Annotated in this window: 17 protein-coding genes; 11 read left to right on the top strand and 6 right to left on the bottom strand. The window is 38.2% G+C overall.

Going from position 1 to position 12,904, the window contains the following annotated elements:
- The first annotated feature begins 126 nt into the window (after positions 1–126).
- The 11 genes from Q1A31_RS04655 to nudC all read left to right on the top strand — a co-directional run bounded on the left by Q1A31_RS04655 (position 127) and on the right by nudC (position 6,815).
- Positions 127–534, top strand: coding sequence for a hypothetical protein (locus Q1A31_RS04655; RefSeq protein WP_299873052.1), 408 nt, complete (start codon positions 127–129; stop codon positions 532–534).
- Positions 535–662: 128 nt separating this feature from the next.
- Positions 663–1,328, top strand: a complete 666-nt coding sequence (locus tag Q1A31_RS04650) for an alpha/beta fold hydrolase (RefSeq protein ID WP_299873049.1) — start codon at positions 663–665, stop codon at positions 1,326–1,328.
- A gap of 201 nt (positions 1,329–1,529) precedes the next feature.
- Positions 1,530–1,772 (top strand): hypothetical protein, encoded by a 243-nt coding sequence (locus Q1A31_RS04645; RefSeq protein ID WP_299873046.1) that lies wholly within the window; start codon positions 1,530–1,532, stop codon positions 1,770–1,772.
- Positions 1,765–2,100: a hypothetical protein gene (locus Q1A31_RS04640; protein WP_299873043.1), complete on the top strand. Its 336-nt coding sequence runs from the start codon at positions 1,765–1,767 to the stop codon at positions 2,098–2,100. The genes Q1A31_RS04645 and Q1A31_RS04640 overlap by 8 nt, the downstream gene beginning before the upstream one ends.
- A gap of 81 nt (positions 2,101–2,181) precedes the next feature.
- Positions 2,182–3,087 carry a hypothetical protein gene (locus tag Q1A31_RS04635; RefSeq protein WP_299873041.1) on the top strand — a complete coding sequence of 302 codons (906 nt, stop codon included), beginning with the start codon at positions 2,182–2,184 and terminating at the stop codon, positions 3,085–3,087.
- Between the two features lie 68 nt (positions 3,088–3,155).
- Positions 3,156–3,683 carry a DUF4303 domain-containing protein gene (locus Q1A31_RS04630; protein ID WP_299873038.1) on the top strand — a complete coding sequence of 176 codons (528 nt, stop codon included), beginning with the start codon at positions 3,156–3,158 and terminating at the stop codon, positions 3,681–3,683.
- Positions 3,676–4,032, top strand: a complete 357-nt coding sequence (locus tag Q1A31_RS04625; protein WP_299873035.1) for a hypothetical protein — start codon at positions 3,676–3,678, stop codon at positions 4,030–4,032. Before Q1A31_RS04630 ends, Q1A31_RS04625 begins: the two co-directional genes overlap by 8 nt.
- A 643-nt stretch (positions 4,033–4,675) precedes the next feature.
- Positions 4,676–4,912: a DUF5062 family protein gene (locus tag Q1A31_RS04620; RefSeq protein WP_299873032.1), complete on the top strand. Its 237-nt coding sequence runs from the start codon at positions 4,676–4,678 to the stop codon at positions 4,910–4,912.
- Between the two features lie 109 nt (positions 4,913–5,021).
- The gene (locus Q1A31_RS04615) at positions 5,022–5,330 is read left to right on the top strand and encodes a hypothetical protein (protein WP_299873029.1); all 309 of its coding nucleotides are present in this window, start codon (positions 5,022–5,024) and stop codon (positions 5,328–5,330) included.
- Between the two features lie 85 nt (positions 5,331–5,415).
- Positions 5,416–5,769, top strand: a complete 354-nt coding sequence (locus Q1A31_RS04610) for a DHCW motif cupin fold protein (protein ID WP_299873027.1) — start codon at positions 5,416–5,418, stop codon at positions 5,767–5,769.
- Between the two features lie 41 nt (positions 5,770–5,810).
- Positions 5,811–6,815 (top strand): NAD(+) diphosphatase, encoded by a 1,005-nt coding sequence (gene nudC, locus Q1A31_RS04605; RefSeq protein WP_299873024.1) that lies wholly within the window; start codon positions 5,811–5,813, stop codon positions 6,813–6,815.
- A gap of 138 nt (positions 6,816–6,953) precedes the next feature.
- Here the strand turns inward: nudC and Q1A31_RS04600 are convergent, their stop codons facing one another.
- From Q1A31_RS04600 to Q1A31_RS04575, 6 genes are all read right to left on the bottom strand, one after another.
- Positions 6,954–7,322, bottom strand: a complete 369-nt coding sequence (locus Q1A31_RS04600; protein ID WP_299873021.1) for a histidine triad nucleotide-binding protein — start codon at positions 7,320–7,322, stop codon at positions 6,954–6,956.
- A gap of 89 nt (positions 7,323–7,411) precedes the next feature.
- Positions 7,412–8,191, bottom strand: coding sequence for an enoyl-CoA hydratase/isomerase family protein (locus tag Q1A31_RS04595; protein WP_299873018.1), 780 nt, complete (start codon positions 8,189–8,191; stop codon positions 7,412–7,414).
- 90 nt (positions 8,192–8,281) lie between these two features.
- Positions 8,282–8,893 carry a DUF2889 domain-containing protein gene (locus Q1A31_RS04590; protein ID WP_299873015.1) on the bottom strand — a complete coding sequence of 204 codons (612 nt, stop codon included), beginning with the start codon at positions 8,891–8,893 and terminating at the stop codon, positions 8,282–8,284.
- Positions 8,894–9,114: 221 nt separating this feature from the next.
- The gene (locus Q1A31_RS04585) at positions 9,115–10,005 is read right to left on the bottom strand and encodes a hydroxymethylglutaryl-CoA lyase (protein WP_366942972.1); all 891 of its coding nucleotides are present in this window, start codon (positions 10,003–10,005) and stop codon (positions 9,115–9,117) included.
- Between the two features lie 36 nt (positions 10,006–10,041).
- Positions 10,042–12,084 carry an acetyl/propionyl/methylcrotonyl-CoA carboxylase subunit alpha gene (locus Q1A31_RS04580; RefSeq protein ID WP_299873011.1) on the bottom strand — a complete coding sequence of 681 codons (2,043 nt, stop codon included), beginning with the start codon at positions 12,082–12,084 and terminating at the stop codon, positions 10,042–10,044.
- Positions 12,085–12,105: 21 nt separating this feature from the next.
- A complete protein-coding gene (locus Q1A31_RS04575; RefSeq protein ID WP_299873008.1) occupies positions 12,106–12,897 on the bottom strand; it encodes an enoyl-CoA hydratase/isomerase family protein in 792 nt (263 codons plus the stop codon).
- Between the last annotated feature and the right edge of the window lie 7 nt (positions 12,898–12,904).

The raw sequence follows: 12,904 nt of genomic DNA, 5'->3' as shown, positions 1-12,904 counted from the left end.
TTTTTACCCAGAAACAGATGCTGGATTTAAATAAGCAGAGTTACTATAAGTTGCTTCATCGGAAAAACTACTCGCTCGCGCTCGCATTTTTCCGCTGAGCAAGGCGTTATAACTTAAAGGATACATATGGAAGATTATTCAAAAATCACAGATAAACTAAACTCTTTATCAAGAGAAATTCACGCATTTGAAGCTACATACTTAAGATTCACATCTGAACTTATTAGGCATTATAGTAGTGGCTCTATTCCAACAGTCAGAGACCTTTCATTCTCTATTACAGATCAAAATGTTATTAAAGTAGAATTCGCTGGTTTTAATTTTGAAATTGATTATGAGTTCAAAAGAGAAAACGAAACACCCAAAGGACTGCTAAATGTTCACCTTATTACGGAAGGTGAAGAGCAAGTAAGATCACTTATAACTACCCAAGAATTCGAAGTAGACGGTAGTATCACAGGCACTTCGTTATATTTACATAACGATATGGGTTGTATTACTATTCTGTTAAATTTGATTGAAAGTAGTATTTAGTTATAACAAGTTGCTTCATCGGAAAAACTACTCGCTTTCGCTCGCATTTTTCCGCTGAGCAAGGCGTTATATTTCAAACCAATTAAAAAAGTGCCTAAAAGTACGGGGGTGTGTTTTAATTTTCACTTATGAAAATAGTATTACTTCCTGGGCTTGATGGAACTGGAAACCTATTTGATCCATTATTAAAAGCTCTTCCTCAAAATTTAGAGGTTATTGTAATTTCTTACCCTGAAACTAAACTTGGTTATGAGGAATTAGTTAGCTTTGTTTTAGGTCAGTTACCAACTGACGATTATGTTTTGGTTGGTGAGTCATTTTCTGGAAATATCGCTTATCAAATAGCTCAGACTAAGCCTAAACATTTAAAGTACGTTATCTTTGTCGCAAGTTTCCTCTCTAACCCTCGGCCATTATTATTAAAACTATTTAACCAACTACCTAGTAGTTTATTATCTGTTAAGCCACCTCAAATAATCATCAAAATATTTATGCTTGGTTTTTCCGCTAACAAAAATTCTATTCAATTATTCTTGGAAACATTGAAGCAAGTTCCATCTGATGTGCTTTCTTTTAGATTAAAAGAAATAGGTAAGCTTCAACTAAGACCTGAACCTTGTGAAATTAAAGCAACCTACATACAAGCTACAAACGATTATTTAGTTCCTTCTAAAGCTCTTAAAGATTTTGAACAATTGTTTAGTAATTTAACTGTTGTAAAAGTCAAAGGTTCGCACTTCATCTTGCAATCACAACCTATCCAGTGTGCAGACATCATCAAAAATACAATATAACAAGGCAATTAATTTGGAGCGCTTAACGCAGGGTTTCTATTTGTCGTTTGCAGTTTCGTTTAAGTTTGACTTATGATGACGTGCAAATTAATTAATCAGCGCCCCATTATTGCGGCGTTATGTCTCTGCGAGGCAAAAGCCACTTTGGTATATTTAACTAGTTAATTTTGACACCCCCCACCTTTTAGGTACTTTTTCTGAATGAATGATAAATTGAAAAAATTTAGAACTTGGATCAATAAAAATGACGGTTCATATTTTCAAGTCGATAACCAAAACTTTAATCTATGGCAAGTAACTGGTTTTCTTTTAGTTATCTCTGCGTTTATTGTTTACTTGCTGCATGATAAAATGGGGTTCAGTAGCACATGGCTTGGTTGGGTCTTTCTCTTAGCTGGTTTTATTTTATTGTTCATAGGTCATACTCGTAAGCCAAATGAATAAGTTTAAAGAACAACTCATTAATCAATATTTAGTTCCCCAGAATAAAAAATGGTTACGAGTCATGGATTCAATATCTGTTGTTTTTTGTTTTGTTTGTGCATTAGTTGCACTTTATTATCTTTACTACGTTATAGAACAAAACAAAAAACTTTCATTCTCTTTAACAATAGTTTCGTGGGCTTATGTTGTAACTCTTGTACCCATTTTCTTTGTTCTATATAAAGAATCTTTATTAAAAAAATACGAGCGATTGGCAATTGTATTCTTTGTATTATTTAGCGGTTCAAGCTTATTATTTTCAATAATGCAGTTGCATATAAAAACATAACAAGTTGCAGCATTGGAAAAATTACTCGCTCACGCTCGCATTTTTCCACTGTGCAAGGCGTTAGCCAATAGAGATTAACATATGACTATAGTTGCACTTCTTTATTCTGATGATAATTTTCTTGCAATATCCGATGGACTTATTAGTAGATCAGATGGTTCTAAACGACTAATAGATAAAGACAAGAAATTGGTAATGTTTACCCCAGTTTACCAAATACCAAAAGTTTCATTAGGACGTTTTGATTACTTTAGTGAATATAAAGGAAAACCTTTTTGTATTGCATATGCTGGAAACTTCACAATTATAAGCACCGTAATAAAAAACTTTATTTCTATTGTTAATAATCGCTTAGTAATAGGTCGTGACGATGAAGGAAAACCAACTATTTATGATTGTGAGAATATACAAAAGTATTATCAAGGAAAAAACTTTTCTCCTAATGAGTTAATCGATATAACAGTAAATTTCCTTACAAATATCTTAGAACGAGTATGTAAATCCGCTTGTAAAGACTTTGCAATAAATGCGATGAATCAACCCTTAGTACAATTTATTCTTTTTGGTGAAGATAAAAAAGGCATGGATAGAAAGAATTCTGCTCAGGTAATAAACTGCAAAGGATTTGATTCTAATAGTAAATTAATTATGGAGCGTTTAACCGTTAAACCTTGGGAATTATTTTTTATCGGAGATGGAAGTAGGTTCGAAGAAGTTAGAAATAAAATTGAAAAAGCAGAAACTTATCAAAATAAAGAGAATATTGACCTTGATAAACCAATAGATATATTTTCTGAAGAGGGTTCGAATATTGAATTATTATTTCAAAATAGAGTAAAAGTCGTAAAAAATGAAATGATGTCAGTAATATCTAAAAATGTTGCAACAATTGGAGGGGATTGCACAATTATTGAATCTAACTGGGTGAGCCCACTTTCACAAGTAACTATAAGTAATAGTGACTTAGAGAAACGTATAAATGGCTAACAAGTGCATCAAAAAGGAACGCCAAAAGCAGGCGTCCTCTTAGTAAGGCGTTATGCATTAAGGAAACTATGACTATCGAAGAACTTGCTAATTTAATATCAAAAGCAGCAAAAGTAGCATTTACTGAAGCTCACGAAAGATACGGTGAAGATCAATTAATTGGTTACTCTATAATTTCTCATGATACAGCTGATTCATGTTTTCCTGTTGTAGCTACAAAGAATGGATGTGCAAACTATGAATATGGTTCAGATAGTTATTTTTTATTCACACAAGTAGAATGGGACGGATCTTGTGACAATTCTGTTTTTTATAAGGTAAACGAAGAAATTGGAAAACTTTACGATTTAGGTGATTATGAGCAAGATCCTGATTGGCACAATAAATTTAGAGAATTCGTTTTTGAATCAAATGTTCGAGGATTAGAGTTATTAATTGATGAAGGTTTTTTTGGGACAGAAGAAGAAAGAAACAAACTTTTTATAGCTTTTAGTGTAAGTGATTCTGAGACTTCTGAAACACATCTTCCAAATTGGGTAAAAAGACTTAACACTGAATCAGTAAATGCGAAGTACTCATCAAGTAGCAATGTTTAAGCATACTACTACATTTCGATTGTGGGTAACTTCAATTTTATTATTTTGGGTTATCACATTATTTATAACTTTCATTGATTATATTGGAGACAAATGGTTTGATATAGAATGGGCTAGAGGAGCAGATATGTTCCCAAACATGATCCTAGGTTACCCTCTTTTTATAATACAATTACTTTCCAGCCTCATACTTATAGCTTCAGGCGTAAAGATTTACTCTGTAAACAAGCAATGGCAAGGCATCATTCTTGGTGTTATATCTGTTCTAACAACAGCAACTGTTTGCTTTTTAGTTTATGCTATTTTTGCTTATTGGTATCATGCCGACTTTATGGGAAGGTCTATTTAAATGCTTAAGCAATGGACAAGTTAACTCAGGGTTTCTTTTTTAGTCTTGTAGCGTTGGTATCTATTATTATTTTTTAAGGCTGGTAGTCTTAATCCGCTTGCCCCTTAGCAAGGCGCTATGTGTCTGCAACGCTAAATAGAAAAAGTGCCTAAAAGTAAGGGGGTGTGGTTTACTATCCATATGAAGAAGTTAATTTTAATATTTTGTGTTATTCCTATACTTTCGTTTGCAAATGGCTTCTATCCATTTAAAACAGCAACCCAATCAGATAATAAAATATCACTTACTTTTCAAGAAGCTGGTGTTAAATATAACGTCTCTTATAAAAACCAAAGTTTCATTTCAAGTTACGGGCAAGTATTAAACCTTAACCAGGGTGATCAAATAACTTTGACCGAAAGGCACACTAAGTTCATCGTTACAGCTGATATAAAGTGCTCTTTGAAAATAAAATCAATACACAATTGGCAAGGTAAAATCACTGAGAAAAACTATAGTGTTAAAATATGCAAATCATGAACATAACAAGTTACAGCATTGGAAAAACTACTAGCTCGCGTTTGTATTTTTCTACTGAGCAAGTCGCTATGAAACAACTTAAATATACGTAAACCCAATTATCGTTAAAGGACATTTCCTAACCATGAAAAAACTAAAGAATGAGAAGGAATTAGTAAAAAAAGCAATCGCTGAAGGATTGAAATACGCGGAAAAAAGAGACATCGTTGAATTTAAACCCACAGATTCGGCGGCATTAAAAATCGAATTCATCTATCACCTCTTGGTATTTGACAAAGTAATACAACCTCTCCCTGAAGATCAGATATCTCAGGTGACAATGAAACACAGACTAGCCATATGGGCTTCAAAGCTAAAGTAGAAAAAGTTGCTTCATCGGAAAAGCTACTCGTTCGCGCTCTCACTTTTTTCACTGAGCAAGCCATTGTATGTGTGTGATGAGAGTTAAAAAATGGCACTAGATTTTCATATTGGAAATAACCGAAAAGAAGTTACCTATCAAAGAGCAGATGCTTCTCTTGATTTACAGTCTCATACTCTATTTTTTTAAGCGCTTTGGTTTACCTGAAGGAAAATTTACTCTATTCAAAAGACTAGAAGATTATTATAGGGACGCTAAGTTTAGTGCGGAAGAACTAGAAACTCTGATAGATGAAGTAAACCAAATAAAAACGCTATTTTCTGAGAATAAAGGATTAACTCTGCAACTAAACCAGTTGTTAGTGGTTTTCGAAAAGGGATTTAAAGAACAAAAAAGCATTTGGGTGTTCTGTGACTAAAAAATATAACAGGTGTTTCAAAAGAATAAAAAAGTGTCTATAAGTACGGGGGTGCCCTTTTACTATTTAAATAAAATAATTTCACATGACAAATAAAAATATCCCATTTCAAAACATTGATTGGAAAAGCATTCCTCGAACAGAACACTCTGGAACGACAGGAGTTGCATATTGGCAGACTATGCAATTTGATGGTTTAAGGGTTAGATATGTAGAGTACTCTGAAAACTATGTTGCTGACCATTGGTGTGAAAAAGGGCATATCGTTTATTGCCTAAAAGGTGAAGTCATTAATGAATTAAAAGATGGTACTAAATCAGTGCTAAAAGAAGGTATGTCTTATATTGTTTCTGATGGTCTAAGTTCGCATCGTTCAATCACAAAGAAAGGCGTTCATCTTTTAATTATTGATGGTGACTTTCTAAAATTAAAAGAATAACAGGTGTTAATATACCCTTTTAAAATTAGTACACAGAAGCCATGGATCACCTTCACCGCTCATTGCTAAACACCTATACAGCTCAACCGTTAGATCGCTCGGCACATGGGCGTAAAGATCCCGATTGGTTAGCTGCTCAATTAGCTAATACGCAAGCGGAATATCTGATTTTAAATGGGCACAGTATTGTAACTGTCAATCGTGCTCCTCTGATTCTTTCGCATGATCAATTCCATGCCTTGGACTCATCTTTCAATCCGATGTTACTGGGACTCAAAAAAACGGATAACACGCCTGTTTTTTTAGTGAACATCACTGAACCAGAAGAAGGTTTAAGCGCCCTATTTCAACCTATCCTTGATAGCATTAACAATAAGAATTCAGTTGATGAGGTGATTATCGAGAGTCTGTCTCTTTGGGATGTTACTAGAGAAATTGATTCTGACATGGCGTCGATGTATTCCTATGCCATTCTGCTAAACCATTGGCACATTACGACCCGTTTTTGCACGCGTTGTGGCTCAGCCCTTGAGATAAAAGAAGGTGGCAGTGTGCAGCAATGTACTCATGAAGAATGTTCGCATATCGAATACCCTCGGATTAATCCTGCTGCGATTATGCGCATTACTAAAGATAATAAAATATTATTGGCGCGCCAGGAGAGTTGGCCAGAGCATATGTACTCGGTATTGGCTGGGTTTGTTGAGGTGGGTGAAACATTTGAGCAGGCGGTCGAACGTGAGGTGCTGGAGGAAGTGAATATCGTCGTGAAGAATATCAATTATCACTCTTCACAACCATGGCCTTTTCCTAATTCCTTGATGCTGGGTTACACGGCTGAGGCATGTTCATTCGAGTTTGAGTTGGAACAGGATGATATCGAAGATGCGATGTGGTTAAGCGCAGAAGAAATAAAAGTAAAAATCAAAGAAGGGTCGTTATTCCCATCGACTAGTTTCTCAATTTCTCGCACTCTGATTGATGATTGGTTTCAGGAGCAAACGGGTACATCCATTGAGGCATTTAAATCTAGTTTGGCTAAGTAAAGTCCCAGAGCCAAAGTCACCCCCCTACTTTTACGCCCTTTTTATAAAAAGTGCCTCGCGAAGCATAAATTCTATTTACGTTTTCAAACAACTAAAACGTAATATCATTCATAAGTAGGGGGTGTGTTTTAAAACTGATTATACAAGTCCTGCTTTAACCATTCTGCCTAAATCACAACCTGCAAATAGATGTAAATGATAGTGTGGGACTTCTTGATGTGCATCTGCCCCCATATTCGAAAGCACGCGATAGCCGTTTTGTTGCAGACCTAACTGGGTCGCTACTTTTTGCACTGCCTGATAGAAACCTGACATTTCTTCTGCTGATGCTGTTGATGAAAAATCATCAAATGAGATATATGCACCCTTAGGAATTATCAATACATGCACCGGTGCTTGTGGTGAAATATCATTAAACGCTAGTGCGTAATCGTCTTCGTATACTTTGTCACACGGGATTTCTCCGCGAAGGATTTTTGCAAAGATATTATCTGTGTTGTAGCTCATTTTTTCTCCAAATCTGGTTGTGTTTGTTTGCTGGTTGTATTGCTAAATGTATTGCGATTTTTAAATCAAAACTTTGTCGTGATTTTATATTATCTTTCTGTCCACTGTGGAGTACGTTTCGCAAAAAAGGCATTAACGCCCTCTTTCGCATCATCTGTTGAACACAAACGTGCAAACGCTTCGTTCATATAGGCAAATTGCTTTTCGTATTCCATATCTTCTGAATTGTAGAATGCGGTCTTCGCGATTTGCACAGCAATTGGGCTTTTTTGTGCTAGTTTTTCTGCCCATTTCAAGGCTTCGCTTTCAAGCTCATCGTCGCTGACTATTCTATTGATCAAGCCTAAATCCAAGGCTTCTTTAGCGTCTATCAGGTTTCCGTACAGCAACAGTTCCATCGCTTTCTTTCGACCTACGCAACGTGCTACAGGTATCACTGGACCGACACAATTTAAGCCGACATTGATTGCGGTTAGTCCCATTCTGGATTTCTCTGAGGCAATCACCAAATCTGCGGAAGCGACTAAGCCCATTCCATTGGCAGCTGCGACCCCTTGAAGTTGAGCGATGACTGGCTTCTGTAATTTGGAAATGCTTATCAGTGGTTTTTCCATATGCTCAATCCACTGACGATATTCGTTAGCTGATTTGCCTTCTAATTCGTTTACGTCTATTCCTGCACTGAATGATCGTCCATTCGCTTTAAGTAATATGACTCGTACGTTTTTATCGGCGTCTAGTTCAGTGAGTGCATGGTGAAGCTCAGATGCCATTTTCGTGGTAAACGTATTCATGGTATCTGGACTGTTTAATGTGATCGTTCCGATATGAGTATCGCTAGTGCTGACTAGTAAGTGTGAGTATTCCATGATGTCCTTGAATGAAGTGTTTTTGGTTATCTGATTTGGCCTTAACTTTTCTCGGTATTAACTTGGCTCGACCTAAACTGGGCTAGGCTATTAACTCGGCTCGCTTGATTCGCTTAGCTCTTTGGTTTCTTTGTTCTCATTGGAATTCTTAGGCTCATAGAATTGTGGCCAGCGTTTCATAACGACTTCGCCATCAGCCGCCATCGCTAAACAGGTACCGATAATTGGGGGCTTGCCCCGATTCGGTTTATTCTGTGCTTTTTCTTCAATTTCAGCATACATTGTTTGATAGGCGGTGGTGGCGAGGGGACGCAATAAATCCATTAAGTGAGTACAACTGATGTCGGTTCCAATACGTTGTTTTGCTTCACGAACCCAACCCGGGCCAATTCTTAAACCCACTAATTCTTTCATTGCTGATGTTGCTTTGGGGCATACATTAAATGGGGTGGCGTCAGAAGCGGCATAGACTTCTTGAATCACAAATTTTAAATCTATAGTGACTCTTAAATAGATATCGTGAACGGGTTCGCCCGCTTTTATTAAACCACCACGATGTACTTCATCATAACTGCAATCGAATGTGCGTAAATCAACAAGACGCGCTTCGATATCATATAAGCCATCGGCACGCTTAAACCCTTCACAATGAATCTTTCGATCATGTAATTTTTTACGTTCTACTGGATTGGGTAATGGCATGATTTACCTCGTTATTGTTAATAAGGAGACCTTTGCACGAGATAAATGACGGATTAAAAATGCTTGAATTCCCCCTATTTCCCCTAAAAATTCGCTCAAAAGCCCTGCTATTAACCTCATTTTTATGAAAAACAGATGAAATTACGCTATTTTTTATCTCGCCATAATCTCGCGTAAAGATCTCTGAGTTGTTTGTTTTTGATAATTAGATATTCTAAAGCTTAGGAATATCTAGCTACACCGACATTGGAATTAGGTTTACGGCCTAATTGATCGGATATGTAACGCCCTGCTTCGAGCAATTTATCCAGATCTACTCCCGTTTCAATCCCCATTCCATTTAGCATGTAGATGACATCTTCAGTGGCGACATTACCGGTAGCGCCTTTCGCATACGGACAACCACCCAAACCAGAAACTGAGCTATCTATGGTAGATATGCCTAGTTGCATGACTGCAAATAAGTTAGCCAATGCTTGTCCATAGGTATCGTGAAAATGCGCAGCTAGTTGATCCATTGGCACTTGCTTAGCCACCGTTTCAATCATTTGCTGAGCTTTTATGGGTGTACCTGTACCTATGGTATCGCCAAGAGAAATCTCGTAACAGCCAAGGTCACTCAATCGTTTTGAGACTTCAGTGACTTTGGTCGAAACTATTTCACCTTCGTAAGGACAACCTAAGGTACAAGAAACATACCCCCGTACTTTGAGGTCATTTTCTAATGCTTTTTCAATGACTTCTGTATAACGGTTAATGCTTTCTTCAATGCTACAGTTGATGTTTTTCTGCGTGAATGATTCAGATGCGGCTGCGAATACGGCGATTTCTTTAACGCCAGATTCAAGTGCGCTTTCTAAACCTCTGATATTAGGAACAAGCGCCGGATAATTCACATTGGCTTTTTGGTTGATGCCTTTGAATACCTCAACACTGCCAGCCATTTGTGGCACCCATTTTGGTGAAACAAAACTGGCTGCTTCAACCACGGGTAATCCCGCCTCGGCTAATTTTTCGATAAGGCTTATTTTGACTTCGACAGAGACCGGCGTTGATTCATTTTGCAAACCATCGCGGGCACCGACTTCGACTATTTTTACATGTGTAGGCAGAGACATCGTTTTACCTTTTATTCCTTGTCCTTATCACTACTTATCACTCAAGCTCAACAGCTCATCGCCGTCTTCAACTTGATCACCCACACCGAAGTAGATCTCTTTTACCGTTCCGTCTTTAGGTGCAGCTATGGAATGTTCCATCTTCATTGCTTCAACGATAACCAGGATATCACCTTCTTTGACTTCATCACCTACGTTCACTTCAACGGCAACAACAGAACCTGGCATTGGCGCGACCAAGCCACCTGCCTGCCCTTCATTTTCCATCGCATCCATACGCGGATCATGAATCGTGATATTCCACACTCGGCCTTCAAATAGAATGCTAATCTGTTGATTTTTCTTTATAAAAGTAGCGCTTAATTTACGATCGTCAAGCTCGGCTGAAAGTACATTATCATTCAGCATCGTGCCTGAGATCATTAGGCTCGGATTATTTTCTTTACCATTACCTTCATTACCAATATCAGCAAAATCGAGTTGATAACCTTGTTTTCGGTAATGAGCAATAATGCGGGACTGTGTTCCATTTACCTCTAAATCGATAGAGTTAAAGTTATCCTGATTAAGTTGCCAGCCATCACCAATCCCCCAAGGAGAAGAAGGATCAGCGGTGGCTGACTGAACGGCTTTGGCTGTAGCTTTGATCTGTAATAATTCATACAGACACGTTAATGCCATGACTTCACTTGGCGCTGAACTGTCTTTTTCATCTTGATTTAAAAATAAATCGGATTCGTTTTTCTCAATAAATCCTGTATCAAGCTCTTCTCTTGCAAACGCAGGTGCTGAAAAAAGCTTTGAAAGAAACTCTAAATTGGTACTTAAACCGAGTATTTGATAATCCAGCAATGCTGCTTTCATCTGACGTAAAGCACTGTCTCGATCTTTATCCCAAACGATTAGCTTGGCAATCATCGGATCATAATAAACACTGACTTCATCACCTTGTTGCACTCCGGTATCAACGCGGATGTGTTTATTAGCCTCTGGGGTTTTTAGGTATTCGAGTGTTCCGGTAGCAGGTAAGAAATCATTCTCGGGTGATTCTGCATAGATACGGGCTTCAAAAGCATGACCGTTAATTTTCAACTCTTCCTGAGTTAATGGAAGTGGTTCGCCTGATGCAACCAGGAATTGCCATTTAACCAAATCCTGCCCAGAAATCATTTCACTGATTGGGTGTTCAACTTGTAGACGGGTATTCATTTCCATGAAGAAGAAACTGCCATCGGTATCGAGCAAGAACTCAACGGTACCTGCACCAACATAGTTAATTGCTTTCGCAGAATCAATCGCGGCTTTACCCATTGCTGCACGTAATTCTTCCGTCATTCCTGGCGCTGGCGCTTCTTCTATGACTTTTTGATGACGACGTTGAATAGAACAGTCACGTTCGAATACATGAACGGCGTTGCCATGCGTATCAGCAAAAATCTGTAATTCCACATGTCGTGGAGCGGTTAAATAACGCTCGATTAAAACCTTATCGTCACCGAAAGAGGCTTTAGATTCGCGCTTACAGGAAGTCAAAGCAGCTTCAAATTCAGCGCTGCTATTCACAACGCGCATTCCTTTACCACCGCCACCCGCTGTTGCTTTGATTAACTGTGGGAAGCCAATAGCGTCTGATTCTTTCTTGAGTGTTGCTACATCCTGATCGTCGCCATGATAACCAGGCACTAACGGCACGCCTGCTTCGGTCATCACTATTTTGGCTTCACTTTTAGAACCCATAGAAATAATGGCAGATTCTGGTGGGCCGATAAATACGATTCCCGCATCTTTACATGCCTTTGAGAAACTCGCATTTTCAGACATAAAGCCATAACCGGGATGCACTGCTTGTGCCCCAGATTTTTTCGCTACTTCGAGTATTTTATCTGCTTGTAAGTAACTATCTGCGGCTGGAGCTGGGCCAATTAAATAAGCTTCGTCACACGCTTTAACGTGCATCGCATTTGCGTCAGCCTCTGAGTAAACGGCGACTGTTGCAATACCCATTCTTCGGGCAGTTCGGGCGATTCGACAGGCGATTTCACCGCGATTGGCTATTAGTATTTTATTAAACATAAATTCTAGTCTTTTATTACTTTAGTTTTTAACCCAGTTAGGCGATCTTTTCTCAAGAAATGCATTTAGCCCTTCTTTACCCTCATCCGAAGCTCTTGCCTTGGTAATACGTTCCGCAGTATCTTCGATTAACTCATCCGTTGTTGGCCTTGATGAAACAGCAAAAATTAAGTCTTTGGCAGCTGTTAAAGAACACCCCCCACCTTTTAGCAGGTTTTTTGTGATGTCTTCAATGGTTGAATCGAGATCATCTTCTTCTACCATTTCATGTAAAAGATTAACCCGTAATGCTTCTTCTGCATTAAAGCGTTCTGCGGTTAAGAAATATCTGCGTGATGCGCGCTCACCCATGGCAGTGACCACATAAGGTGAAATCACCGCAGGCATTAATCCGAGACGAACTTCTGATAAACAAAATAGCGCTTTAGTAGAACCAATCGCAATATCACAACAGGCAACCAAGCCTACTCCACCGCCAAATGCTGCACCTTGTACTCTGGCAATGGTTGGAATATTCAATGTATTTAGCTTTTTCATTAAGGCCGCTAATTCCATCGCGTCAGCCTTGTTTTCTTCAGCAGTGTAATCCGCCATGCGGCGCATCCAACGTAAATCAGCACCTGCGGAAAAACTCTTTCCTTCAGATCGTAGAATCAGTACACGCGCTTCTGAATCATTTTCAACACTGTCTAACGCTTCGATGAGTTCTGCAATCAACACATCATCGAATGCATTGTGAATCTCAGGACGATTGATACTTAAAGTAACAACCCCTCTAGGATCTTTGTTTAATGTAAGCGAGCTATCTGACATAATAATC

Source organism: uncultured Cocleimonas sp. (assembly GCF_947495625.1).
Taxonomy (GTDB): Bacteria; Pseudomonadota; Gammaproteobacteria; order Thiotrichales; family Thiotrichaceae; genus Cocleimonas.
The sequence above is the reverse complement of the archived record's forward strand: the minus strand, read 5'-3'. Positions and strand labels throughout refer to the sequence as shown.

Bases quoted from the DNA above. Each gene is read 5' to 3' on its own strand.
- Q1A31_RS04655 (WP_299873052.1), top strand. From the start codon at position 127: ATGGAAGATTATTCAAAAATCACAGATAAACTAAACTCTTTATCAAGA.
- Q1A31_RS04650 (WP_299873049.1), top strand. From the start codon at position 663: ATGAAAATAGTATTACTTCCTGGGCTTGATGGAACTGGAAACCTATTT.
- Q1A31_RS04645 (WP_299873046.1), top strand. From the start codon at position 1,530: ATGAATGATAAATTGAAAAAATTTAGAACTTGGATCAATAAAAATGAC.
- Q1A31_RS04640 (WP_299873043.1), top strand. From the start codon at position 1,765: ATGAATAAGTTTAAAGAACAACTCATTAATCAATATTTAGTTCCCCAG.
- Q1A31_RS04635 (WP_299873041.1), top strand. From the start codon at position 2,182: ATGACTATAGTTGCACTTCTTTATTCTGATGATAATTTTCTTGCAATA.
- Q1A31_RS04630 (WP_299873038.1), top strand. From the start codon at position 3,156: ATGACTATCGAAGAACTTGCTAATTTAATATCAAAAGCAGCAAAAGTA.
- Q1A31_RS04625 (WP_299873035.1), top strand. From the start codon at position 3,676: ATGTTTAAGCATACTACTACATTTCGATTGTGGGTAACTTCAATTTTA.
- Q1A31_RS04620 (WP_299873032.1), top strand. From the start codon at position 4,676: ATGAAAAAACTAAAGAATGAGAAGGAATTAGTAAAAAAAGCAATCGCT.
- Q1A31_RS04610 (WP_299873027.1), top strand. From the start codon at position 5,416: ATGACAAATAAAAATATCCCATTTCAAAACATTGATTGGAAAAGCATT.
- nudC (WP_299873024.1), top strand. From the start codon at position 5,811: ATGGATCACCTTCACCGCTCATTGCTAAACACCTATACAGCTCAACCG.
- Q1A31_RS04600 (WP_299873021.1), bottom strand. From the start codon at position 7,322: ATGAGCTACAACACAGATAATATCTTTGCAAAAATCCTTCGCGGAGAA.
- Q1A31_RS04595 (WP_299873018.1), bottom strand. From the start codon at position 8,191: ATGGAATACTCACACTTACTAGTCAGCACTAGCGATACTCATATCGGA.
- Q1A31_RS04590 (WP_299873015.1), bottom strand. From the start codon at position 8,893: ATGCCATTACCCAATCCAGTAGAACGTAAAAAATTACATGATCGAAAG.
- Q1A31_RS04580 (WP_299873011.1), bottom strand. From the start codon at position 12,084: ATGTTTAATAAAATACTAATAGCCAATCGCGGTGAAATCGCCTGTCGA.
- Q1A31_RS04575 (WP_299873008.1), bottom strand. From the start codon at position 12,897: ATGTCAGATAGCTCGCTTACATTAAACAAAGATCCTAGAGGGGTTGTT.